25 protein-coding genes are annotated in these 23,729 nt (G+C 65.5%); 15 read left to right on the top strand and 10 right to left on the bottom strand.

Features of this window, described 5'->3' with window-relative positions:
• Window positions 1-61: 61 nt before the first annotated feature.
• The 3 genes from LPJ38_RS06220 (at window position 62) to LPJ38_RS06210 (ending at window position 2,731) form a co-directional block, all read left to right on the top strand.
• Window positions 62-973 (top strand): peptidylprolyl isomerase, encoded by a 912-nt coding sequence (locus LPJ38_RS06220; protein ID WP_145639252.1) that lies wholly within the window; start codon window positions 62-64, stop codon window positions 971-973.
• Window positions 974-1,073: 100 nt separating this feature from the next.
• Window positions 1,074-2,315: a bifunctional glutamate N-acetyltransferase/amino-acid acetyltransferase ArgJ gene (argJ, locus tag LPJ38_RS06215; RefSeq protein ID WP_145639254.1), complete on the top strand. Its 1,242-nt coding sequence runs from the start codon at window positions 1,074-1,076 to the stop codon at window positions 2,313-2,315.
• 5 nt (window positions 2,316-2,320) lie between these two features.
• Window positions 2,321-2,731 carry a (deoxy)nucleoside triphosphate pyrophosphohydrolase gene (locus LPJ38_RS06210; protein ID WP_145639256.1) on the top strand — a complete coding sequence of 137 codons (411 nt, stop codon included), beginning with the start codon at window positions 2,321-2,323 and terminating at the stop codon, window positions 2,729-2,731.
• Window positions 2,732-2,854: 123 nt separating this feature from the next.
• Here the strand turns inward: LPJ38_RS06210 and LPJ38_RS06205 are convergent, their stop codons facing one another.
• Window positions 2,855-3,733, bottom strand: coding sequence for a methyltransferase domain-containing protein (locus LPJ38_RS06205; protein WP_145639258.1), 879 nt, complete (start codon window positions 3,731-3,733; stop codon window positions 2,855-2,857).
• Window positions 3,734-3,951: 218 nt separating this feature from the next.
• On the opposite strand from LPJ38_RS06205, the gene LPJ38_RS06200 reads away from it, so the two are divergent.
• The 4 genes from LPJ38_RS06200 to LPJ38_RS06185 are packed head-to-tail and all read left to right on the top strand — an operon-like array spanning window position 3,952 to window position 6,437.
• Complete coding sequence (locus tag LPJ38_RS06200) at window positions 3,952-4,761, top strand: ComF family protein (protein ID WP_145639261.1); 810 nt, start codon at window positions 3,952-3,954, stop codon at window positions 4,759-4,761.
• Between the two features lie 40 nt (window positions 4,762-4,801).
• The gene (gene grxC / locus LPJ38_RS06195) at window positions 4,802-5,077 is read left to right on the top strand and encodes a glutaredoxin 3 (protein WP_145639262.1); all 276 of its coding nucleotides are present in this window, start codon (window positions 4,802-4,804) and stop codon (window positions 5,075-5,077) included.
• A complete protein-coding gene (locus LPJ38_RS06190) occupies window positions 5,074-5,952 on the top strand; it encodes a carbon-nitrogen hydrolase family protein (protein WP_145639265.1) in 879 nt (292 codons plus the stop codon). Before grxC ends, LPJ38_RS06190 begins: the two co-directional genes overlap by 4 nt.
• Complete coding sequence (locus LPJ38_RS06185) at window positions 5,949-6,437, top strand: DUF1178 family protein (RefSeq protein WP_145639267.1); 489 nt, start codon at window positions 5,949-5,951, stop codon at window positions 6,435-6,437. The genes LPJ38_RS06190 and LPJ38_RS06185 overlap by 4 nt, the downstream gene beginning before the upstream one ends.
• 112 nt (window positions 6,438-6,549) lie before the next feature.
• On the opposite strand, the gene LPJ38_RS06180 is transcribed toward LPJ38_RS06185, so the two are convergent.
• The 3 genes from LPJ38_RS06180 to LPJ38_RS06170 all read right to left on the bottom strand — a co-directional run bounded on the left by LPJ38_RS06180 (window position 6,550) and on the right by LPJ38_RS06170 (window position 8,843).
• The gene (locus tag LPJ38_RS06180; protein ID WP_145639269.1) at window positions 6,550-7,449 is read right to left on the bottom strand and encodes an EamA family transporter; all 900 of its coding nucleotides are present in this window, start codon (window positions 7,447-7,449) and stop codon (window positions 6,550-6,552) included.
• Between the two features lie 144 nt (window positions 7,450-7,593).
• Window positions 7,594-8,361 carry a bifunctional 2-polyprenyl-6-hydroxyphenol methylase/3-demethylubiquinol 3-O-methyltransferase UbiG gene (gene ubiG, locus LPJ38_RS06175; RefSeq protein ID WP_167520650.1) on the bottom strand — a complete coding sequence of 256 codons (768 nt, stop codon included), beginning with the start codon at window positions 8,359-8,361 and terminating at the stop codon, window positions 7,594-7,596.
• A gap of 14 nt (window positions 8,362-8,375) precedes the next feature.
• Window positions 8,376-8,843 (bottom strand): PH domain-containing protein, encoded by a 468-nt coding sequence (locus LPJ38_RS06170; protein ID WP_145639271.1) that lies wholly within the window; start codon window positions 8,841-8,843, stop codon window positions 8,376-8,378.
• 150 nt (window positions 8,844-8,993) lie between these two features.
• Between LPJ38_RS06170 and LPJ38_RS06165 the strand changes: the two genes are divergently transcribed.
• The 5 genes from LPJ38_RS06165 to LPJ38_RS06145 all read left to right on the top strand — a co-directional run bounded on the left by LPJ38_RS06165 (window position 8,994) and on the right by LPJ38_RS06145 (window position 16,167).
• Window positions 8,994-10,250, top strand: coding sequence for an aspartate kinase (locus tag LPJ38_RS06165; RefSeq protein ID WP_145639273.1), 1,257 nt, complete (start codon window positions 8,994-8,996; stop codon window positions 10,248-10,250).
• Between the two features lie 374 nt (window positions 10,251-10,624).
• Window positions 10,625-12,892: a phosphoenolpyruvate--protein phosphotransferase gene (gene ptsP / locus LPJ38_RS06160; RefSeq protein ID WP_145639275.1), complete on the top strand. Its 2,268-nt coding sequence runs from the start codon at window positions 10,625-10,627 to the stop codon at window positions 12,890-12,892.
• 57 nt (window positions 12,893-12,949) lie between these two features.
• Window positions 12,950-14,035 (top strand): peptide chain release factor 1, encoded by a 1,086-nt coding sequence (gene prfA, locus LPJ38_RS06155; protein WP_145639277.1) that lies wholly within the window; start codon window positions 12,950-12,952, stop codon window positions 14,033-14,035.
• A complete protein-coding gene (gene prmC / locus LPJ38_RS06150; protein ID WP_145639279.1) occupies window positions 14,032-14,919 on the top strand; it encodes a peptide chain release factor N(5)-glutamine methyltransferase in 888 nt (295 codons plus the stop codon). The genes prfA and prmC overlap by 4 nt, the downstream gene beginning before the upstream one ends.
• Before the next feature lie 462 nt (window positions 14,920-15,381).
• Entirely contained in the window at window positions 15,382-16,167 is a 786-nt protein-coding gene (locus LPJ38_RS06145) for a DUF4167 domain-containing protein (RefSeq protein ID WP_145639281.1), read from the top strand.
• Between the two features lie 55 nt (window positions 16,168-16,222).
• Here the strand turns inward: LPJ38_RS06145 and LPJ38_RS06140 are convergent, their stop codons facing one another.
• Window positions 16,223-16,960 (bottom strand): methyltransferase domain-containing protein, encoded by a 738-nt coding sequence (locus LPJ38_RS06140; RefSeq protein WP_145639283.1) that lies wholly within the window; start codon window positions 16,958-16,960, stop codon window positions 16,223-16,225.
• A 108-nt stretch (window positions 16,961-17,068) separates the two neighbouring features.
• Between LPJ38_RS06140 and gloB the strand changes: the two genes are divergently transcribed.
• Together gloB and LPJ38_RS06130 are read left to right on the top strand one after the other, a co-directional pair.
• Entirely contained in the window at window positions 17,069-17,836 is a 768-nt protein-coding gene (gloB, locus tag LPJ38_RS06135) for a hydroxyacylglutathione hydrolase (protein WP_145639285.1), read from the top strand.
• A 22-nt stretch (window positions 17,837-17,858) separates the two neighbouring features.
• Window positions 17,859-18,281, top strand: a complete 423-nt coding sequence (locus LPJ38_RS06130) for a cupin domain-containing protein (protein ID WP_145639288.1) — start codon at window positions 17,859-17,861, stop codon at window positions 18,279-18,281.
• Window positions 18,282-18,326: 45 nt separating this feature from the next.
• Here LPJ38_RS06130 and LPJ38_RS06125 read toward each other — a convergent pair whose 3' ends face one another.
• The 4 genes from LPJ38_RS06125 to LPJ38_RS06110 form a co-directional block, all read right to left on the bottom strand.
• Window positions 18,327-18,605, bottom strand: coding sequence for a hypothetical protein (locus LPJ38_RS06125; RefSeq protein WP_145639290.1), 279 nt, complete (start codon window positions 18,603-18,605; stop codon window positions 18,327-18,329).
• Complete coding sequence (gene yddG, locus LPJ38_RS06120; protein ID WP_145639292.1) at window positions 18,602-19,468, bottom strand: aromatic amino acid exporter YddG; 867 nt, start codon at window positions 19,466-19,468, stop codon at window positions 18,602-18,604. Before yddG ends, LPJ38_RS06125 begins: the two co-directional genes overlap by 4 nt.
• Window positions 19,469-19,568: 100 nt before the next feature.
• On the bottom strand, window positions 19,569-20,294 hold the full coding sequence (gene phbB / locus LPJ38_RS06115) for an acetoacetyl-CoA reductase (protein WP_145639295.1): 726 nt from the start codon (window positions 20,292-20,294) through the stop codon (window positions 19,569-19,571).
• Between the two features lie 237 nt (window positions 20,295-20,531).
• On the bottom strand, window positions 20,532-21,710 hold the full coding sequence (locus LPJ38_RS06110; protein ID WP_145639297.1) for an acetyl-CoA C-acetyltransferase: 1,179 nt from the start codon (window positions 21,708-21,710) through the stop codon (window positions 20,532-20,534).
• A 315-nt stretch (window positions 21,711-22,025) separates the two neighbouring features.
• On the opposite strand from LPJ38_RS06110, the gene phaR reads away from it, so the two are divergent.
• Window positions 22,026-22,619: a polyhydroxyalkanoate synthesis repressor PhaR gene (gene phaR, locus LPJ38_RS06105; RefSeq protein WP_145639299.1), complete on the top strand. Its 594-nt coding sequence runs from the start codon at window positions 22,026-22,028 to the stop codon at window positions 22,617-22,619.
• 176 nt (window positions 22,620-22,795) lie between these two features.
• Here phaR and LPJ38_RS06100 read toward each other — a convergent pair whose 3' ends face one another.
• A complete protein-coding gene (locus LPJ38_RS06100; protein WP_145639302.1) occupies window positions 22,796-23,683 on the bottom strand; it encodes a branched-chain amino acid aminotransferase in 888 nt (295 codons plus the stop codon).
• Window positions 23,684-23,729 lie beyond the last annotated feature (46 nt).

Below are 23,729 nucleotides of genomic sequence, written 5' to 3'. Positions count from 1 at the left end.
CTTGATTGGGCGAGTGTCCGCCCCGCTCGAGCAGCCCCCTGCTTCAACATAAGGATTTTCCATGACCACCTCGTTCCCGGTAACCACCGGCCAGCGTTTCCGCCATGCGTCCGCCCTGGCTGGCTGCCTCGCTTTGGCGCTGTCCCTGGCGTTCGCCGGGCAGCTGCGCGCCGCCGACGACCCGGTGCTGGCGAAGGTCAATGGCGCTGAAATCAAGAAGAGCGACGTGACCATGGCCGAGGAGGAGCTCGGGCCGAGCCTCGCCCAGATGGATCCGGCGACCAAGGACGAGAATGTCCTGTCCTTCCTGATCGACATGAAGATCGTCAGCAAGGCTGCCGAGGACAAGAAGGTCGCCGACAGCGAGGAGTTCAAGAAGCGCCTGGCGTTCGCCCGCAACCGGCTCCTGATGGACAGTCTGCTCGCGAACGAGGGTAAGGCCGCCACCACCCCCGACGCCATGAAGAAGGTCTATGACGAGGCCGCCAAGCAGATCACCGGCGAGCAGGAGGTGCGCGCCCGCCACATCCTGGTCGAGACCGAGGACGATGCCAAGGCGGTGAAGGCCGAGCTCGACAAGGGCGCCGATTTCGCCGAGCTCGCCAAGAAGAAGTCCAAGGATCCGGGGTCGGCCGACGGCGGCGACCTCGGCTTCTTCACCAAGGAACAGATGGTGCCGGAATTCTCGGCCGTGGCCTTCGCGCTGGAGCCGGGCAAGGTCTCCGACCCCGTGAAGTCGCAGTTCGGCTGGCACATCATCAAGGTCGAGGAAAAGCGCAACCGCAAGGCGCCGGACTTCGAGCAGGTCAAGGCCCAGATCGAGCAGTACGTGACCCGCAAGGCGCAGGCCGACTACGTCGCCAAATTGCGCACCGAAGCCAAGGTCGAGCGGCTGGACCAGCCGGCGGCAGATGCCGCCAAGCCGGACGCCAAGCCCTCCGACAGCAAGATGGCGCCGCCGGCGAAGAAGTAAGAAATCGCTGTCACTTCACGGACGCCAATAGTATCTAACGTCGCGATGGCCGGGGATTCCCCGGCCATCTGCATATCCAGACCCACCAAGGCGCCCCGCGATGTCCTCCTCCGTCTCCCCGCTCGCCCCGACAGCCGTTCCCGACATGCCCGTGATCGCAGGCATCCGCCTTGCGACGGCCGAGGCCGGCATCCGCTACAAGAACCGCACCGACGTGCTGCTGGCGGTGATGGACAAGGGCACCGCGGTCGCCGGCGTGTTCACGCGGTCGAAATGCCCCTCGGCGCCGGTCGAATGGTGCCGCGCCAAGCTGAAGGGCGGCAAGGCGCGCGCCCTCGTCGTCAATTCCGGCAATGCCAACGCCTTCACCGGCAAGACCGGCCGCGCCTCCACCGCGCTGACCGCCAAGATCGCGGCCAAGGCGGTCGGCTGCAGCGAAAGCGAGATCTTCCTGGCCTCGACCGGCGTGATCGGCGAGCCGCTGGACGCGACCAAGTTCGACGGCGTGCTCGGCCGTCTCGCCGAAACGGCGGAAGCAGGCGATTATCTCGCCGCGGCCAAGGCGATCATGACTACCGACACCTTCCCGAAGGTCGCGACCGCGACCGTCAAGCTCGGCAAGGCCAAGGTCTCCATCAACGGCATGGCCAAGGGCGCCGGCATGATCGCGCCCGACATGGCGACGATGCTGTCCTTTATCTTCACCGATGCGCCGATCGCGCCGGCGGCGTTGCAAGCGCTGCTCAAAGCCGGAGTCGAAGACACCTTCAACGCCGTGACGATCGACGGCGACACGTCGACGTCGGATACGCTTCTGGCGTTCGCAACGGGCGCCGCCGCCGAGCACGGCGCGCCAAAAATCAGCCGCGCCAGCGACCCGCGCCTGAAGGCGTTCGTCAAGGCGTTCAACCAGGTGCTCGCCAACCTCGCCGAGCAGGTGGCCCGCGACGGCGAAGGCGCCCGCAAGCTGGTCGAGATCACGGTCGAGGGCGCCAAGACCAAGGCCTCCGCGCGCAAGATCGCGATGTCGATCGCGAACTCGCCGCTGGTGAAGACCGCGATCGCCGGCGAGGATGCCAATTGGGGCCGCGTGGTGATGGCGGTCGGCAAGGCCGGCGAGCCCGCCGATCGCGACAAGCTCTCGATCTCCTTCAACGGCATCCGCGTCGCCAGGAACGGCGCGCGCGATCCGTCCTATGACGAGGCCCAGGTGTCGGAGGCGATGAAGGCGCCGGAGATCGCGATTAAGGTCTCGCTCGGCCTTGGCAAGGGCCGCGACCGCGTCATGACCTGCGACCTCACCAAGGAATATGTGGCGATCAACGGGGATTACCGGTCCTAGGCAACATGCCCGATCTCAAACTGACACTGGTGGTGGCCTGCGCGCTGGTCGACGCCGACAAGCGCGTCCTGATCGCGCAACGCCCCGAGGGCAAGCCGCTGGCCGGCCTCTGGGAATTTCCCGGCGGCAAGCTCGAGCCGGGCGAGCGGCCCGAGCAGAGCCTGATCCGCGAACTCCACGAGGAGCTCGGCATCGCGGTCGCCGAGCCGTGCCTGGCGCCGCTGACCTTTGCGAGCTACGGCTACGAGACCTTTCACCTGTTGATGCCGCTCTACATCTGCCGACGCTGGGAAGGGATGGTCACGGCACGCGAGGGCCAGAACCTCGCCTGGGTCCGCGCCAATAAGCTGCGCGACTACCCGATGCCGCCCGCGGACATTCCGCTGATCCCGCATCTGATCGATTTGTTGATGTGATGCCGAGGCGCTCACCAGACTCTCAGCGTCATGCCCGAGCCCGTCCCGGACATCCACGATCTTCGTGCCGAGCAGAAAGACGTGGATGGCCGGGTCAAGCGCGGCCATGACGGAGGAGAGAGCTTACGTCTCTCCCGCCTTCTTCACTGCCTCTGCGAGACTCGCCTTGGCCGAGCCTGGCTTGAGCGGCTGCTGCTGGCTCGCATGCGGGGCCCAGCCGGAGAGCCAGATGATGTCGAAGGTCGCGCGGATGCGGCCGTCGGCGTCGGCAAAGCGCTCGGCATAGATTTCCGCCATGCGCAGCAGCGTCGCGCGCCGTGTCGGCGTCCGCCGCCGCTCGATCAGCACATTGGCCGCGCCCATGCGGCGCAGATCCTGCATCAGCGCGAACGCATTGGCATAACGCACCACGACACGGTCGACGTCGGTGACCGGCAGCGCAAAGCCGGCCCGCTGCAACAGCGCGCCGACGTCGCGCAGATCGGCAAATGGCGCGACGCGCGGCGACACACCGCCTTCGCATTCGGCCTCCGCCGCGGCAAAAGCCTGCCGCAGCTCGGTCAGGCTGTCGCCGCCGATCATGGCGGCGAGCAGAAGCCCGTCCGGCTTCAGAGCGCGCCGAATTTGCGCGAGCACGCCCGGCAGGTCGTTGACGAATTGCAGCGCCAGCGCCGAGACGACGAGATCGAGACTTTCCGCGGCGAGAGGGAGCTTTTCTCCGCCAGCCACATCGGGCGCGATCCGCTCGAGCGACGGCAGCCGCGTGCGCATCGCCGCGAGACCCTCGCCGGGCGTCCAGAGATCGACCGGTGCGTGAAACTCGCGCATTACCGCGGCCAGCCGATCGGACATGTCCTCGGCAACACGGTCGAACAGGAACGTGACCACGCCTTGTGCCTGCGCGCGCCGCTGCCGCGCGTGCAGCAAGGCACGATCGAACAAAGCGGGCGGGGTTTGCGGGGTCTGGGCCATGCCGCTGGTTACGCCGATCACGGCGGTCATTGCAATCTCCTCTCGCGTGTCCCGGACGCGCTGCAGCGCCCTTAGCGCTGCTGCGCAGAGCCGGGACCCATAAGACGGCACGGCAGAATGCGGCGACATGGGCCCCGGCTCTGCAGCGCACCGCACCGGACGATGCTTCGCATCGCCGGGGACGCTGCGCTGCGTCCGGGGCACGAGCCCCGCTTGAGCGGATGAGCGTGGAACGCTAGCTTCCCCGCATGGACACCGACGCCGCTCCCACCCGTTCCATCGCCGCGCCGCTGCGTACCGCGTGGACGGCCGGCCGCCACTTGATGTGGCGCGCGGCACGGCTCGCACTCGACATCGCGCTGCCGACGCAGTGCGTGTCCTGCCACGAGCCGGTCGATGGCGAAGGCGTTTGCGCTGCGTGCTGGGCGCGGCTGTCGTTCATCGAGCGGCCCTATTGCCCACGGCTCGGCATTCCCTTCGTTTACGATCCCGGCCCGGACATGCTGTCGATGGAGGCGATCGCAAGCCCCCCGGCCTACCAGCGGGCGCGCGCGGCGGTGCGCTATGACGACGTCGCGCGCACGCTGGTGCACGCGCTGAAATACCAGGACCGCACCGATCTCGCGCCGGCCATGGGGCGCTGGATGGCGCGCGCGGGCGGGGAGCTGCTCACTGGGGCCGACATGCTGGTGCCCGTGCCCCTGCATTGGCGGCGGGCCTGGCGGCGCCGCTTCAACCAGTCCGGGGCGCTGGCGCAGATCATCGCGCGGCAGAGCGGCGTGACGGTGCGCGGCGAGCTCCTCCGCCGGGTGCGCGCCACCGAGCAGCAGATCGGCCTGTCCCGGGCCCAGCGCGCCAGCAATGTGCAGGGCGCGTTCCAGGTATCCCCGGGCCATCAGGCCGAGATTCAGGGCCGCCGCATCGTCCTGGTCGACGATGTCCTGACCACGGGCGCGACGCTGGATGCCTGCGCGCGGGCCCTGCTGCGCGCGAAGGCGGCCCAGGTGGACGTGCTGGTCTTTGCCCGGGTTGTCGAGGCTGGCCCACGTCCCATATAATTCAATGAATTCAGTTCATGACATGAAAGCGTTGGACGCCATGACTGCTGCTGTCGAGATCTATACCAGGCCGGGCTGCGGCTATTGTTCCGCAGCGAGGTCGCTGCTGACCCGCAAGAAGGCGACCTTCACGGAGTTCGATATCGCCAAGAACCCGTCCTGGCGGCAGGAGATGTACGATCGCGCCGGCGAGGGCTCGACCTTCCCGCAGATCTGGATCGGCGGAACCCATGTCGGTGGCTGCGACGAGCTCTATGCGCTCGACCGCGAAGGCAAGCTCGACGGCATGCTCGACAGCGTCAAGGCCGTCTCATGAGCGAGAACCGCACGTTCACCGCGGCCATGGTGCAGATGCGCACCGGCCTGATGCCGGGGCCGAGCCTGGAACAGGCAACGAAGCTGATCCGGCAGGCGGCGGCGAACGGCGCCGACTACGTGCAGACGCCCGAAGTCAGCAACATGATGCAGCTGAATCGCAAGGCGCTGTTCGAGCATCTGCAGAGCGAGGAGGACGACAGCTCGCTCAAAGCCTATCGCGCGCTCGCGGCGGAGCTGAATATCCATCTCCATGTCGGCTCGCTGGCGCTGCGTTTCTCGGATGAAAAGGCCGTCAACCGCTCCTTCCTGATCGGGCCCGAGGGCAATGTGCTCGCGAGCTACGACAAGATCCACATGTTCGACATCGAGCTGCCGGACGGCGAGAGCTATCGCGAATCCGCCAATTACCAGCCGGGCGAGACGGCCGTGATCTCCGACCTGCCCTGGGGCCGGATCGGCCTGACGATCTGCTACGATGTGCGCTTCCCCGCGCTCTACCGTGCGCTCGCCGAGAGCGGAGCGTCCTTCATCACCGTGCCTTCGGCCTTCACCCGCAAGACCGGGGAAGCGCATTGGCACGTGCTGCTGCGTTCGCGCGCGATCGAGACCGGCTGCTTCATCTTCGCGGCGGCCCAAGCAGGCACCCACGAGAACAAGCGCGAGACCTATGGTCACTCCCTGATCATCGACCCCTGGGGGGAGATCCTCGCCGAGGGCGATGTCGAGCCCGGCATCATCATGGCCAGGATCGATCCGGCCAAGGTCGAGACCGCGCGCCGCGCGATTCCTTCGCTCCAGCATGGCCGCCGCTTCGGCGTCGCCGATGCCAAGGCCGGGCCGGACCATCTGCATCTCGTGCGGGGATCGGCATGATCCGCTACGCACTGCACTGCGACCGTAACCACGACTTCGAAAGCTGGTTTCAGAGCTCGTCGGCCTATGACCAGCAGGTGAAGCGCAAGCTCGTGACCTGCCCGATCTGCGGCTCGGCCAAGGTCGACAAGGCGATCATGGCGCCGCGCATCGTCGGCAAGAAAGGGCGCGGGCGCGCGACCCCGCCGCCGGAGCCCACCGCGAACGCCGCGCCTGCGTCCGAGGCGGCGCCGTCGGGACCGACCTCGCTGCTGATGGCGCAGGAGCGCGAGCTGCGCACCAAGCTGAAGGAATTGCGCGACCACATCGTCAAGAACGCCGACAATGTCGGTGAGCGCTTCGCCAACGAAGCCCGCGCCATGCATTACGGCGACAAGGAGCACCGTCCGATTTATGGCGAAGCCTCGCCCGAGGAGGCAAAGTCGCTGATCGACGAAGGCATCGAGGTCTCACCGCTGCCGACGCTGCCGGAAGACCGGAACTGACGCCCCTCGCTTCTCGTCATGGCCGGGCTTGACCCGGCCATCCACGCCTTTCTTTCAGCGACTAGAAGAACGTGGATGCCCGGGACAGGCCGGGCATGACGGCGGATAGAGGTCAGGCCCCCACCAGCACAGCCACGCCGATGACGATCAGCGCGATGCCTGCAAGCTCGCGCGGCGCGATCGGCTGCTTGAACGAATAATACGCCACGGCTTGCGCGAACAGCACCTCGATCAGAGCGAGCGTGCGGACATTGGCGGCGGCCGTCAGCGCGAACGCCAGGAACCAGAACTGCGAGGCGAAAGCACCTGTGAAGCCCGCGAGCATCGACGGCCGCCATAGCCCGAGGATGCCCCGCAACACATCCGGCGCGCGCCAGAGCAGATAGATCGTCAGCACCAGGGTCTGCACGAACAGGCCGAGCACCAGCGTGAACGACGCCGCTGTCACGAAAGATACGCCGGGCACATTGATGATGGCACCGCGAAAACCGACTGCGGACAGCGCGAATGCCGCAGCCGCGACAAGGCCGGTGATGGTCGGCTTCAATTCGGCAAAGCTCTTCTCGCCGCCGGGCCGCAGCGCAGTGATAACGACGCCGATTGTCGCGATCACGATCGCCAGCACTTTCAGCCAGGTCAGGTGATCGCCGAGGAAGACGAAGCCGAAGATCGCAGTCTGGATCGCCTCGGTCTTCAGATACGCCGTCGTCACCACGAAGGAGCGATCGTTCATCGCGAGCAGCATCAACCCGGTGGCAACGATCTGGCTGAGCGCGCCCAGCAGCAGCCAAGGCCAGAACGCAGACGGCGGCATGCCGAGATGATCGCCGGTCGCGACCAGCACCACGCCGAGGAACAGCAGCGAGAACGGAAAGCCGAACAGGAAGCGGATATTGGTCGCGCCCCAGGTCCCCAGCGGCTTGGTCAGCGACCGCTGCATCGCATTGCGCGCGACCTGGCCCAGCGCAGCAACGACGGTGAAGGGAATCCAGAGGCTGGCGATGGTGAGCATGGGGTGGTGCGCACTAGCGGGAAATGACTGCAGCCAACCTGCAAGTTGAAGCCTAGGCGGTCAACCGCGCGGACGTCATGGGAGCGATGCTCACGCCACCGACACCGCTTTCGGAGTGACAGGTCGCACTTCACCCTCCGAGGCTCACACCATCCCTTCCGCCACCACCATGTAGTTCACGTCCATGTCCGACGAGAGAGTCCATTTGTCGGCGAAGGGTGAGTAGACGACACCGGTCTGCTCGGTGATGACGAGGCGGTTGTCGAGCAGATATTTCGCGAGCTCGTCGGGGGTGACGAACTTGTTCCATTCGTGGGTGCCGCGCGGCAGCCAGCGCAGCACGTATTCAGCGCCGACGATGGCGAGCGCGAAGCTCTTCCAGTTCCGGTTCAGCGTCGACACCACCATCAGGCCGTTCGGCTTCAGCATCGAGGCGCAGCGCTTCAGGAAGATGCCGACGTCCGTGACGTGCTCGACCACTTCCATCGCCAGCACGATGTCGAAGCGCTCGCGCGGGTCGATCTCCTCCACCGTGGTGCAGCGGTAGTCGATCGACAGATGGCTCTTGCCGGCATGCAGCTTGGCGGCGGCGATGTTGCTGGCCGAGGGATCGACGCCGATGACCTGCGCGCCCAGCCGCGACAGCGGCTCGCACAACAGCCCCGCGCCGCAACCGATGTCGAGCACGCGCAAGCCGGCGAGGCAGTTGAGGCTGCGCACATTGCGTTCGAACTTGCGGCAGGCGGCGTCGCGGATATAGCCGAGCCGCAGCGGATTGATCCGGTGCAGCGGCGCCATCTTGCCCTTGGGGTCCCACCACTCCGCCGAGAGTTTCGAGAATTTTGCGATCTCGGCGGCGTCGACGGTCGAGCCCGGCGGGGCAGAAAGGGAAGTATTTTGCTGCATGCTCATGGTTGGGCGCGGTCCTACCGCGTGGTGATCGAACTACGGAAGGCGAGCGGCGAGGCGATGGTCTTGATCGTCTCGATCCCCTCGCCGACGCCGCGAATCGTCACGTCGCCGTAGTTGAGAATACGTCCAAGAATGGTCTGGTCGACATCGACGCTCTCGACCTTATCCAACGCCATTTCAAAAGTGCGGCGCTTGATGAAGCCGGTCTTGTGCACGACGCGGAGGTTGGTGACGTCGGTCTCGGTGGTGAAGCGATGGAACCAGCCCTTGAGAGTCCAGTACAGGGCCGCCAGAGCCACGAGCGCCGCGGTCCCGAGGCACAGCAGATAAAGCCAGTCGACGGTCGCCTGCCGTGACAGGACGAGCAGGGCCAGCGCCACGATCCAGGCCACGATGGCCGGAAAATAGAAGATCCAGTGCGCATTGGTCGAATACAGCACCCGCTCGCCCGGCTGCAGGATCTCGTCGATATAACGCGCCATGATCTCGGTTAACCCACTCCCCGCACCTGCCCCCGCAGGAACCCGCTTGCCCCCGGCCCCGCCGCTCTGTATACGCGCGGTCGGTATCCGTAAGGCATTCGCCCAGTGCGGTCACCATACTGATCCTTATGAGGGAATGCACGCGTCGTCATGAGCCGCCTCGTGATGAAATTCGGCGGCACGTCCGTCGCCAACATCGAACGTATCCGCAACGTCGCGCGCCATGTGAAGCGCGAGGTCGACGCCGGCCATGAAGTGGCCGTGGTCGTCTCGGCGATGTCCGGCAAGACCAACGAGCTGGTGGCCTGGTGCACCGAGGCCTCGCCCATGCACGACGCCCGCGAATACGACGCCGTCGTCGCCTCCGGCGAGCAGGTGACGTCCGGCCTACTGGCCATCGTGCTCCAGGGCATGGGCATCCAGGCCCGTTCCTGGCAGGGCTGGCAGATCCCGATCAAGACCAGCGACGCCCATGCCTCGGCCCGGATCGAGGACATCGACGGCAGCGAGATCATCAAGCGCTTCAGGGAGCGCAAGGAGGTCGCCGTCATCGCCGGCTTCCAGGGCATCAACCCCGAGACGAACCGCATCACCACGCTCGGCCGTGGCGGCTCCGACACCTCGGCCGTGGCCGTGGCCGCCGCCGTCAAGGCGGACCGCTGCGACATCTACACAGATGTCGACGGCGTCTACACCACCGATCCGCGAATCGTGCCGAAGGCGCGCCGGCTCGACAAGATCGCATTCGAGGACATGCTGGAACTGGCGTCCCAGGGCGCCAAGGTGCTCCAGGTCCGCTCGGTGGAACTCGGCATGGTCCACAACATGCCGATCTTCGTCCGTTCGAGCTTCGACAAGCCCGAGGATATCGACCCCTATGCCAACCAGCCGCCCGGCACGCTGATCTGCAGCGAGGAGGAGATCATGGAAAGCCACGTCGTCACCGGTATCGCCTTCTCCAAGGACGAGGCCCAGATCTCGGTGCGCCAGATCGAGGACAAGCCGGGCGTGGCGGCCTCGATCTTCGGCCCGCTGGCGGATGCCAACATCAATGTCGACATGATCGTTCAGAACGTGTCCGAGGACGGCAAGACCACCGACCTCACCTTCACGGTGCCGGCCGCCGACTACACCCGCGCCAAGGACACGATTACCGCCGCCAAGTCCAAGATCGGCTATGCCAGGCTCGACACTGCCACCGACGTCGCCAAGATCTCGGTGATCGGCAGCGGCATGCGCAGCCATGCCGGCGTCGCCGCCCAGGCGTTCTCGGCCCTCGCAGGGCGGAATATCAACATCCGGGCCATCACAACCTCCGAGATCAAATTCTCGGTGTTGATCGATACCGCCTATACTGAGCTGGCGGTACGCACCCTGCACACGCTCTACGGCCTCGATCAGACCTGAATCGCGGCCCGTCGTCGCACTTCGGGATTGTTGCCTGAGCCTGGTCTTTCCGGAAAACTGCTTCGCACTTTCCCGGACCATGCTTGGACTAATTTTCTCTTAGCGGTCGCAGCAAACGCCGAGGTGTCCACACATTCGCGTTTGGCAGGCGTTTTGCTTGGCAAAACAAGCCCCAATTCGCTATAGGGCGGACAGGGTGGGCTGCCATAAACTGTGCCCCAGTTGAGGTGGTGCCGATTCGGCACAAGCGCCAAATCTGAGAAAGATTTGGGGCCTGGCCGGTGCCGGACGAGCAAGCTTATTGTTTTTCTGGAGTTCTGGGCGAGCCGCCGGCGGTCCTTTCGGGCCCCGCAGACGGAGGAGGTTGACGGTTCATGCGGAGCGCGTCGGGAGGTCCCCGCGTCTTATTGAGACGGCTCCGCGAAACCATGGCGGAGCAGGTCTCGGCCCAGGAGCGGCTGGACAAGATCGTGGTGCTGATCGCCGCCAACATGGTGGCCGAGGTGTGCTCGGTCTACGTGCTGCGCATCGACAACACGCTGGAGCTCTACGCCACCGAGGGCCTCAACCGCGAGGCGGTGCACCACACCGTGCTCAGCGCCCATGAGGGCCTGGTCGGCCTCGTCGCCAGCGAGGCGACGCCGCTCAATTTGAGCGACGCGCAGAGCCACCCGGCCTTCTCGTTCCGCCCCGAGACCGGCGAAGAGATCTACCATTCCTTCCTCGGCGTGCCGATCCTGCGGGCCGGCAACACGCTCGGCGTGCTGGTGGTGCAGAACCGCGCCAAGCGCAACTATGTCGAGGAGGAGCTCGAAGCGCTCCAGACCACCGCCATGGTGCTGGCGGAGCTGATCGCCTCGGGCGAGCTCTCCGCGCTGGCCCAGCCGGGCCAGGAGCCGGCCGCACGCCATTCCGCGCAGAAGGTTGGCGCCATCCTGTCGGAGGGCATCGCGCTCGGCCATGTCGTGCTGCACGAGCCGCGCGTCGTCATCAAGGACTACATCGCCGAGGACCTGCCGAAGGAGATCAAGCGGCTCGACACCGCGCTCGCCAAGCTGCGCGCCGATCTCGACCGCATGCTGGAGCGCGGCGACGTCGCCGAAGGCGGCGAGCACCGCGAGGTGCTGGAAGCCTACCGCATGTTCGCCAACGACCAGGGCTGGTCGCACAAGCTGCACGAGGCAGTCGCCACCGGCCTCACCGCGGAGGCCGCGGTCGAGCGCGTGCAGTCCGATACCCGCGCGCGCATGCTGCGCTCGACCGATCCCTATTTGCGCGACCGCCTGCACGACCTCGAAGATCTCGGCTACCGCCTGATGCGGCAGCTGGTCGGCCAGGACCACGCGCCGTCGCGCGAACAGCTCCCCGACAACGCCATCGTCATCGCGCGTGCGATGGGCCCGGCGGCGCTGCTCGACTACGACCGCAAGCGCCTGCGCGGCATCGTGCTGGAGGAAGGCACCGCCAATTCCCACGTCTCGATCGTGGCGCGCGCGCTCGGCATTCCTGCGGTGGGCGAAGTGCCGAACGCGCCCGGCATCGCCGATCCCGGCGATGCCATCATCGTCGACGGCACCTCGGGCTTGATCTATGTGCGGCCCTCGCAGGAGATCGAGGCCGCCTTCGCCGAGCGCGTGCGCTTCCGCGCCCGCCGCCAGGCGCAGTATCTGGCGCTGCGCGACCGGCCCTGCGTCACCAGGGACGGCCAGAAGGTCGAGCTGATGATCAATGCGGGTCTCGCCATCGACCTGCCGCACATCGAGGACACCGGGAGCGCCGGCATCGGCCTGTTCCGCACCGAGCTGCAATTCATGGTCGGCCAGAGCCTGCCGCGCACCAGCGACCAGCTCGCGCTCTATCGCACCGTGCTGGATGCCGCCGGCACCAAGCCGGTCACCTTCCGCACACTCGATATCGGCGGCGACAAGGCGCTGCCCTACATGGAAGCCGTGATCGAGGAAAATCCCGCGCTCGGCTGGCGTGCGATCCGGCTCGGGCTCGATCGTCCCGGCCTGCTGCGCGGCCAGATCCGAGCGCTCTTGCGCGCCGGGGGCGGCCGTTCGCTGAAGATCATGTTCCCGATGATCTCGGAAGTCGCCGAGTTCGATTCGGCGAAGGCGCTGGTCGAGCGCGAGCTGACTTATCTGCGCCAGCACGGCCACACGCTGCCCGAAAGAATCGACATCGGCACCATGGTCGAGGTGCCGGCGCTGCTCTATCAGCTCGACGAACTGCTGAGGAAGGTGGACTTCATCTCGGTCGGCTCCAACGACCTGTTCCAGTTCCTGTTCGCGGTCGACCGCGGCAACGCCAAGGTCTCCGAGCGCTTCGACACCATGTCGGCGCCGATCCTGCGCGCGCTGCGCGACATCGCGCGCAAATCCCATGCGGCGAAGAAGTCGCTGTCGCTGTGCGGCGAGATGGCCTCCAAGCCGATCGGCGCGCTGGCGCTGATTGCCCTCGGCTATCGCTCGCTGTCGCTCTCGGCGACTGCGCTCGGACCGGTCAAGGCCATGGTGCTCGACCTCGATGCCAAGAAAGCCGAGGCGGTGCTCGCGCCGCTGCTGGACGCGCCCGCCGGCAGCGTCTCGATCCGGCAGAAGCTGACGGAATTTGCCGAGGCCGAAGGCCTGGCGTTGTAGCGGGCCCGTCGCCGCTCCCTGCCGCCTCGCCTCCTTCCGCCATTCGAGACCGAACCGATGTCGTCACTCCCCGAAGCCAAACTGGACGTCCTGCTCGCGCACCACGCCTCGCTCGAGGCCGAATCGCTGGGACAGCTCGCCTCCGAGCGCTACGTGCAGATCACGCGTGAGCTCGCCGAGATCACGCCGCTGATCGAGCTGGTGAAGGCCTATCGCTCCGCCGTGAAAGAACTTGCCGACACCGAGGCGCTGATCGCCGATCCCGCCACCGATGCCGAGATGCGCAGCATGGCGGAAGCCGAGCGCGACGAGCTCGCGCCAAGAATCGAGGAGCTGGTCCAGCAGATCCGAGTCGCGCTGCTGCCCAAGGACGCCATGGACGACCGCAACGTGATGCTGGAGATCCGCGCCGGCACCGGCGGTGACGAGGCCTCGCTGTTCGCCGGCGATCTGTTCCGGATGTACGAGCGCTTCGCCGGCCTTCAGGGCTGGAAGGTCGAGGTGATCTCGGCCAGCGAAGGCACCGTCGGCGGCTACAAGGAAATCATCGCCGAGGTGCAGGGCCGCGGCGCGTTCTCCAAGCTGAAATTCGAATCCGGCGTGCACCGCGTGCAGCGCGTGCCCGACACCGAGACGCAGGGACGCATCCACACCTCGGCGGCGACGGTCGCGGTGCTGCCGGAGGTCGAGGACGTCGACGTCGACATCAAAACCGAGGATTTGCGCATCGAGACCATGCGCGCGCAAGGTGCCGGCGGCCAGCACGTCAACAAGACCGAATCGGCGATCCGCATCACCCACATCCCGACCGGCATCGTGGTGATGATGCAGGACAGCCGCTCGCAGCACAAGAACCGCGCCTCCGCCATGAATATCCTGCGCTCGCGCATCTACGACGCCGAGCGCCAGCGCGTCGATGCCGCCCGCTCGGCCGAGCGCAAGGAGAAGGTCGGCTCCGGCGACCGCTCAGAGCGCATCCGCACCTACAATTTCCCGCAAGGCCGCGTCACCGACCATCGCATCAACCTGACCCTCTACAAGCTGCCGCAGGTGATCGCCGGCGAAGCGCTCGGCGAATTGATCGACGCACTGACCACCGAGCACCAGGCCGCGCAGCTCGCCGCGCAGGGCGCGGCGGCGTGACCCAGAACAATCCCTTCACCGCACAGCCCATCGAGAGCGCGCGGCGCGCGCTGGCTGCGAAGTTGAAAGCGGCGCGGCTGGACGAGGCCGAACTCGACGCGCGCATCCTGCTCGGCGCTGTGCTCGGCCTCGACCTCACCGGCCTGATCGCGCAGGCGACCCGCCCCCTCACCGCGGCCGAAGCGTCGCGATTGGTGGAGCACGCAGAACGCCGCATCGCCGGCGAGCCGGTTGCACGCATTCTCGGGACGAGCGAATTCTGGGGTTTGCCGTTCCGACTGTCCGAGGCGACGTTGGTGCCGCGTCCCGACACCGAGACGGTGGTCGAGCTAGCGCTCGAAATCCTTCGCGAACGGCCAACATCCCATCCGCCGCGGATCGCCGACATCGGCACCGGATCCGGCGCGATCCTGCTCGCGCTGCTGCACGACATCCCTGATGCCTTCGGCGTCGGTACCGACCTCAGCCTGACAGCGCTCGTCACCGCCAGGGACAACGCCAATTCTCTCGGCCTCGCCGGCCGCGCCGCCTTCGTCGCCTGCTCCTATGCGGCGGCGCTCTCCGGCCCGTTCGATCTCATCGTGTCGAACCCGCCCTATATTCCCTCGGCCGAAATCCCGAAACTGAGCGTCGAGGTACGCGAGCACGATCCACATCTGGCGCTGGACGGCGGCAATGACGGATACGACGCCTATCGGGTTCTGATCCCGCAGGCGAGCGAGCGCCTCGCCGGTGGCGGCGCGCTGGTCGTCGAGGCCGGACTGGGCCAGGCCCGAAATATTGAAACCTTGATGGTGGGTGCCGCGTTATCGGTGGACAGGCCACCCAAGGCCGACCTGGCGGGCATTCCGCGAGCCGTTTCAGCCCGAAAAATGCCCCCATAAAAGCCGGATTGGCTTGCAAAAAGCTCTTGGAATATCCCTTGGGAACGACTACGTTCCGGTCAACACATCGGTGCCGGCCCCGTAGACCTACGGGCGAAAGCCGGGCTCTCGGGCGAGAGCTTTACTGATTATAGGTTCCAAGCCGCAGGTCCTGTTGAGCGCGATGGCCAGTGGAGCTGCGCTGCTCTCCGACCGCAACGTGAACGAAAGCCTGATATTGCGCTTGAAGACTTACGCAAGAAAGCTGGGCTTGTTTCGGCAGGCGATATGAATGGGTTCGCTGGCAATGAATGCTGGCGGGTGGGGAACGCGTCTTTGTTGAACGCGACGGTCGACGAACATCGGCAGGGTTCAGGCCGCTTTTGCGCGCGGTGCGCGCGAGAGCTGTGAACCGCTGTCACCAGGTCACTCCTAGCAATCAGTAATGCGTGCAACCTTTAGGGCTGGAATTAAAGGCAGGACATGAGAAACGGTCAGAACAAGCAGCGGATGCGCAACCGCAACAACAATAACAACAACAACAACCGGCGCGGCCAGAACCCGATGACCCGGGTCTACGAGTCCAACGGACCGGACATCAAGATCCGCGGCACGGCCTCGCACATCGCCGAAAAGTATCTCCAGCTCGCGCGCGATGCGCGCTCCTCCGGCGACCCCGTTGCGGCCGAGAACTACTACCAGCATGCCGAGCATTATTTCCGCCTGATTGCGGCCGCCCAGGAGCAGTTCCGCCAGAACCAGCAGCCGCGCGGTGACGAGCCTGTCAGCAACAGCAGCGGCGAGGACAGCGAGGACGACGGCGAGAATTTCTCAGCCTTCGGCCAGGAGCCGGGTTTCGTCCCGCAGCCGCAGCAGCAGCCTTTCATGCGCGACCGCGACGGCCAGCGCGAGCATCACCAGCGTGACCACCAGCAACGCGACAATCAGCCCTATCAACGCGAGCAGCAGCAGCCGCGCGAACATCGCGAACGCGACCATCGTCCGCAACCGCAATATCAGCCGCAGCCGCAACCTGCGAACCAGCCGCAGCCCGTCATCGCCGATGCCGGCAGTGTCGATCGCCTGCCGTCCTTCATCACCGGCGCACAGCCGCAAGTGAATGTCGGCGCGAATGGCGGCCAGGGCGGCTTCGAGGGCGGCGGTGGTGGCGAGCGCTATCCACGGCGACGTCGCCGTCCGCATGGCCCGCGCCCCGAGCGCGAGGCCGCCCCCGTCGCATCCAGCGACGAAGTGGCTCCCGGCGAGTAAGCTTCGACTGATTTTCTGAACTGCATCGTCCCGGCCTCGCCGGGACGATTTGTTTTCAGCCGCGCGTCGAGGAAGGCACCAGCACGGGCTTCGCCAGCGAGGGTATGAGCCGCGCCCGCTCGCGCTTGGCGGGGATCGCGCGATAGACCTGCTTGGTGGCTTCGACGATGTGCACGCCGGCAAAGGGCAGTGACAGCGCAGCACCGGCACGCTCCCACATCTGCGCCGATCTCAGCACCCAGCCGCCGGCATAGGGCGGCATGAACAGCGCCTCGCCCCAGGCCGTCGGCGTGAACCAGGTCTGGCGCAGGAGCTCGGTGATCTGCGAGCGCGAATAGGGCCGGCCATGGCCGAACGGCGTGCTGTCGGTGCGGGTCCACACCCCGCGCCGATTCGGGATCACGGCGATGACGCGTCCCGAGGGCGACAGCACGCGCCACACCTCGCGCAGCAGTGCGGCCGGATCATCCGACATCTCCAGCGCGTGAACCAGGAGGATGCGGTCGATCGCGGCGTCAGGAAGCGGCAGCGAGAATTCATCGACCAGCGAGGCCAGCGCCGGCCGCCCCGTCGGCCATTTCAGCACACCCTGGGCCGCCGGCATGAACGCGATGCAGCGCTCGGCGTCCTCGCGGAACAGCCCGAGATAGGGCGTGGGATAGCCGATGCCAAGCACGCGTTGGCCCTCGGCGCGCGGCCAGCGCTCCCTGATGCCGCGATTGATCATTTGCCGCGCCACGATCCCGAGGCGGCGGGAATAGAACTCGCGGAGGTCGACGACGTCGATGGTCATGACCGCAATGTAACATGCGCGAGGCCGCCGCCGCGCGCGGAATATTGCATTGCCTGCGCAACGCTAACGCCATATTTGTCTGGCGGGGCTGAGCGCGATGGAGATGTCATGGCCGCCGAAATTCGTACTTTCACCTGTTTAAACGACAATTTCGGTTATCTGATCCACGATGTGGAAACCAAGGCGACGGCGTCGATCGACGCGCCGGAGGCCGGCCCGATTCTCGAGGCGCTGGAGCGCGAGGGCTGGCAGCTCACCGACATCCTGATCACGCATCATCATGGCGATCATGTCGGCGGGGTCGCCGAACTCAAGCAGAAATTCAATTGCCGCGTCGTCGCGCCGCACGACAAGACCACTGAGATTGCCAACGTCGATCTGCGCGTCGCCAATGCCGATGTGGTCAAGATCGGCGCCCTGCTCGGGCGCGTCGTGGAGACGCCCGGCCACACGCTCGACCACATCTCCTACGTGTTCGACAATGAGAAGACGGTGTTCGCCGCCGACACGCTGTTCTCGATCGGCTGCGGCCGCGTGTTCGAGGGCACCTATCCGATGATGTGGGATTCGCTGTTGAAGCTGCGCGCGCTGCCCGACGACTTCAAACTCTATTGCGGCCACGAATATACCGCGTCCAACGTCAAGTTCGCGCTCACCATCGAGCCTGACAATGCGGCGCTCCAGGCGCGCGCGGCGGAGGTTGCCAAGCTGCGGGCGGAGAACAAGCCGACCATTCCCTCGCTGCTCGGTGAGGAGAAGCGCGCCAACGTGTTCCTGCGCGCCGACGATCCCGCGGTTGCGGCCAAGCTGCACATGAAGGGCGCGGATGCCGCCGCGGTGTTCGGCGAGTTGCGCGAGCGCAAGAATAAATCCTAGAGAACAAGTCCTGACGGGATCAATGCCGACCGCAGCAGAGATCATCGCGCGCCTCGAACTCCGACCGCATCCCGAAGGCGGGCACTATCGCGAGACGTTTCGCGACCAGACCACGGATGCCAACGGGCGCTCGCGCTCGACCTCGATCTATTTCCTGCTCGCGCGCGGCGAGCGCTCGCACTGGCATCGCATCGACGCGGTCGAGACTTGGCACTACTACGCCGGCAGCGCGCTGACGCTCCGCGTCGCGCACGAGGGCTGCACGCAGCACGTGGTGCGCCTCGGCGCCGATCTTGTGAACGGCGACCGACCGCAGGCGATCGTGCCGGCGCAGGCCTGGCAATCCGCCGAGACGACGGGCGAGTGGACGCTGGTCGGGTGCACGGTAGCTCCGGCGTTCGAGTTCGCGGGCTTCGAGCTCGCACCACAGGGCTGGGAGCCGTAGGTCAAGCCGAGCCCGCCGGCCGCCGCTCCAGTGCGGTTGGACAATCTATTCTTTCGTATCTTTCCGCACGGGCAGTCGGCGAACAATTCTGGTCGAAAGCGTTTCGTAGGCTGGCCGATAACCACCGGCCCGATATTGTTCTTCGGTCAGTTGGATGAAGAATTTTCCGTCGGTTATCGTGGCTGTCTCGGGTCGACCATTGATGCTCTCGTTCCGATGAGTGCCTGTGAAGGTCTCAGGTGTTGCGCTGACTTGCGCCGCGACGTTTCCGGAAGCCAGTTCCGCCAGCAGCATCGACGGAATGGCGATCAAGCGAATCATCATTTCCGCAGCACCATGTCCTTGGCCGCAATCAGGCCGCCGCCGGCGATCAGGATCGCAGCGATGGCGATGTTGGCGCTGGCTTGCGCAAAGCCCGCGGCGATGAGGAATCCGGTCGAGAGCAGCGGCGTCGCGTAGGAGGCGGCGCCGAGCACGCGGATATCGCCGCGCTTCATGCCGATGTCCCAGGCATAGAAGGCAGCACCGACGGGGCCGATGCCGAGTGCGACCACGGAAAGCCATTGCAGCGTGGTCTCCGGCCAGACGGTGGTCTCGAGGGCGAGATGCATCAGCGCGGCGAGCACAGATGTGACGAGGCAGAAGCCGGCGACGGCATCGGTCGGCACCGCCTTCAATCGCCGCGACGACACGGAATAGATCGCCCACACGAAGGCGGCGATGAAGGCCGCGACCAGCCCCGGCACCGCTCCCGGCGCAAAGCCTGAGGTATTGCCGGCGAACAGCAGCACGGTGCCGACGAGACCGAGCACGGCACCGATGATGTGGTGCATGGCAAGCCGCTCGCCCGGCAGGAAGGACGAGAACAGCACGATCAGCAGCGGCCAGAGATAATTCAACAGGCCGGCTTCGGCCGGCGGCGCGAAGCGCAGCGCGAGGAAATACAGCGCGTGATAGCCGAACAGGCCACCGACACCGACGGCCCAGACGATGGGCGGCTGACGCAGGCTCTTTGCCGCCTCGCCGCGCCCGATCCAGGTGAGCAGGCCGACGAGGCCGCCGATTGCAAACGTCATCGCGGCGAGTTGGAACGCCGGAATCTTTCCGGTCGCCACCGTCATCACTGACAGCAGCGACCACATCAGAATCGCGGTCAATCCGATCAGCGTCGCGGTGCGGGGAGTCATGGATCAAGGGCTCTGAGGACGATGATGCCCGGCACGGGGCCGGGCATTTTCGTCTTCACTATCGCCTTGTCGCGTCTGAATCTACAGGCTTGAGGTCTTATCAGGCGTGATACTGGCCGCCATTGATGGTCAAGGTCGAGCCGGTGATGAAACCGGCCTCGTCAGCCGCAAGGAACACCACCGCGCGCGCGATCTCTTCGGGCTCGCCGAGGCGATTGACCGGGATCTGCGGGATGACGTTCTTCTCCAGGACGTCTTTCGGCACCGCCTGCACCATCTCCGTATTGATATAGCCCGGCGCAATTACGTTCACGGTGATGCCACCCTTGGCGTTCTCGATCGCGAGCGCCTTGGTGAAGCCGATGTCACCTGCCTTGGCCGCGGAGTAGTTGACCTGACCGAACTGCCCCTTCTGACCGTTGATCGACGAGATCGAGATGATGCGGCCGAACTTGCGCGAACGCATGCCCTCGATCACCTGGCGCGTCATGTTGAACAGCGAGCCGAGATTGGTGTTGATGACGGCGTTCCACTGCTCGAGCGTCATCTTGTGGAAGGCGGTGTCGCGGGTGATGCCGGCATTGTTGACGAGCACCTCGATCGGCCCGAGATCGGCCTCGACCTTCTTCACGCCCTCCGCGCAGGCGTCGAAATTGCTGACGTCCCATTTGTAGACCGCGATGCCGGTCTCGGCCTTGAATTTCTCCGCCGCCGCATCGTTGCCGGCATAGCTCGCCGCAACCTTGTAGCCGGCCGCCTTCAGCGCCTTGCTGATCGCAGCACCGATGCCCCGCGTACCACCCGTGACCAATGCAACACGTGCCATGTCGTATTCCTTCCCTTGGACTCTTCGGACGTTTCTGACGTGATCGTTTTTTAACTGCGGATTATGCGGGACGTTTGACGGACATCAAGAACAAAACGCCCGGCGTTGAGCCGGGCGTTTCTCTTTAGTCGAGGCCTGCGCAGTTGCGAAGAATATTTGATTCGCAGCCGCCGCCTTTTTAGTCGCGTGCAACGCACTCGCTCACGTGTGCAGCGCACCCGTCAGCTACGCGTAAGCTCAGTCGCGCGCCAGACACATCGCGATACCCATGCCGCCGCCGATGCACAGCGTGGCAAGGCCCTTCTTCGAATCGCGCTTCTGCATCTCGTGCAGCAGGGTCACCAGCACGCGCGCGCCGGACGCGCCGACCGGATGACCGATCGCGATCGCACCACCATTGACATTGACCTTGGAGGTGTCCCAGCCGAGGTCCTTGTTGACGGCGCAGGCTTGCGCCGCGAAAGCTTCGTTGGCCTCGATCAGGTCGAGATCGCCGACGCTCCAGCCGGCCTTCTTCAGCGCGGCGCGCGAAGCCGGGATCGGGCCCGAGCCCATGATCTTCGGATCGACGCCGGCCTGCGCCCAGGACACGATGCGCGCCAGCGGCTTCTTGCCTTCCTTGGCGGCCTGCTTCGCAGTCATGAGCACCACGGCGGCGGCGCCGTCATTGATGCCGGACGCAGAGCCCGCGGTAACAGTGCCTTCCTTCTCGAAGGCGGGCTTGAGCTTGGCCATCGCGTCGAGCGTGGCGCCATGACGCGGATATTCGTCGGCGCTGACGACGACGTCGCCCTTGCGGGTCTTGATGGTGACGGGGACGATCTCGTCGTTGAACTTGCCGGCGTTCTGCGCGGCCTCGGCCTTCTGCTGCGAGGCGACCGCGAACTCGTCCTGCTGGGCGCGGGTGATCTGCCACTGGCGCGCGACGTTCTCCGCGGTGTTGCCCATGTGATAGCCGTTGAAGGCGTCCCACAGACCATCCTTGATCATGGTGTCGACCAGTTCGAGGCCGCCCATCTTGACGCCGCCGCGCAGATGCTGGGCGTGCGGGGCCATGCTCATGGACTCTTGTCCGCCGGCGACCACGATTTCGGAATCGCCGTTGAGCAGCGCCTGGTAACCGAGCGCGACCGTGCGCAGGCCCGAGCCGCAGAGTTGGTTGACGCCCCAGGCCGGGCTCTCCACCGGAATGCCGGCGAGGATCGAGGCCTGGCGGGCCGGGTTCTGTCCCTGGGCCGCGGTCAGGATCTGCCCCATGATGACTTCGGAGACCCGGCCGGGCTCGATGCCACCACGCTCCAGCGCGGCCTTGATGGCGACGGCGCCGAGATCATGAGCGGGAAGGGTCGCGAAGGCTCCGTTGAAGCTTCCGACCGGGGTGCGGGCGGCGCTGACGATGACGACATCGTCTGACATGGGCATCTCCTGGGGCTTGAGGTTCTGAAGAAAGGGGCAGGCGGGCGCTTTGAAATGGCCCGTCAATCTCGTCAGTCATCCTGTTAGCGTCGTTGAGGCATGTCAATCGGCCGGCGACCGAATTCATGCCGCAGCGCATTCAAAATAGCGTTCTTGTCGCTTTCGCAAGCAGGATTTTGCTCTGCGATTAACCGTGCCGCACAAAACGGTAGCGTGACCCCTTTGAAAATGCTTATTTTGTTGCGTTGCGTACTCTTCCCGCCCTGCGGCATGGCCCGCCGGGTTCCCGTTCTCCGCGCTTGCAAGTGAGAGCCCATGGCGAAATCAGACCAACCCACCACGATCAAGAAATACGCGAACCGCCGGCTCTATAACACCGGAACGAGCACCTATGTGACGCTCGAGGACCTCGCCGCCATGGTCAAGGACGGGGAGGATTTCCTGGTCTACGACGCCAAGACCGGTGACGACATCACCCGCTCCGTGCTCGCCCAGATCATCTTCGAACAGGAGAACAAGGCGGGCCAGAACCTGCTTCCGACCACCTTCCTGCGCCAGCTGATCCGCTTCTATGGCGACAGCATGCAGATGGTGGTGCCGAAATATCTGGAACAGTCGATCGCGACCCTGACCCAGGAGCAGGAGAAGTTCCGCAAGCAGATCGCCAATACGCTCTCCGGCACGCCCTTCGCGCCGCTGGAAGAGCAGGTCCGCCGCAACATGGAGCTGTTCCAGCAGACCTTCTCGATGTTCAAGCCGTTCGCGCCGACGGCCCGCCCCGCGGCCAGTCCGGAGCCGGAGCCCGATGCGAGCGCCGAAGCGCCGAAGGACAGCAACATCGACGATCTGCGCCAGCAGATGAAGGAAATGCAGGAACGCCTGGAGCGGATGTCGAAGAAGGACGAGTAGGCCTTTCGTTCGCGCCAGCGCGTCGGCATCCGCAGGCACGCGGTGGCAGCTTTACCCGACTGTCTCCTCGAACTCGTCATTGAGAGCGAAGCGAAGCAATCCAGAAATCCCTCCGCGGAAAGACTCTGGATTGCTTCGCTGCGCTCGCAATGACGGAGTTCGCGGAAGCAGCGAGATCAAGCCGTCAGCTTCACCGCGTGCGCAAAATCCCAATAGAGTTGTCGCGCCTTGGCGTAGAACGGCCCCGGCTTCAGCTCCCGCTCATCGATGCAGATGACAGGCGCGACCTTGGCGAAATTGCCGGTGGAGAAGATCTCGTCGGCACTGAGAAAATCGGCATAGCGCAGCGTCTTCTCGACCACGGTGACGCCGTCGCCGCGGAGCAGGCTGATGACGCGCTGGCGCGTAATGCCGTTGAGGAAGGTGCCGTTCGGCACCGGCGTATAGACCACGCCGTCCTTGGCCATGAACACGTTGGAATTGCCGAACTCCGCGACATTGCCGAGCATGTCCAGCATCAGCGCGTTCTGGAAGCCGCGCGAGGCGGCCTCCGCCAGCGCGCGCGAATTGTTCGGATAGAGGCAGGCGGCCTTGGCCTCGACCGGCGCGCATTCGGCGGTGGGCCTGCGGAACGGCGACAGCGTGATGGCATTGCCGACGGGTTTCGGCATCGGCGCCTCGTAGATGCACAGGCACCAATTGGTGGTCTCAGGATCGAACAGCACGCCGCCGCCCGAACCGTTCTGCGCCCAATACATCGGTCGCACATAGAGCTCGGCATTGGCCGCAAAGCGCGCAATGCCCTCGCGCGCCAGCGTCAGCCAGGTGCCGGCATCGACCACGGGCTTCAGGCCGAAACTGACTGCAGATTGATTGGCGCGGGCGACGTGGCGGTCGAGATCGGGCGCCACGCCCTCGAACGCGCGGGCGCCGTCGAACACGACCGAGCCAAGCCAGGCCGCATGCGTCCGCGGGCCCATGATCGGCACATTGCCGTCGTGCCATTTGCCCTCGAAGAAGGTCCAGCTTGGCGAATATTCGATCGGCTTCTTGATCTCGGCCATGACGAACTCCCCTGGCGCGATGCCGTATTTGTGCCCGCCACTATTG

Origin of the sequence: Bradyrhizobium daqingense, assembly GCF_021044685.1 — a bacterium.
Lineage (GTDB): Bacteria > Pseudomonadota > Alphaproteobacteria > Rhizobiales > Xanthobacteraceae > Bradyrhizobium > Bradyrhizobium daqingense.
Note: the sequence above shows the minus strand (reverse complement) of the source record. Positions and strands in the feature narration are given on the sequence as shown.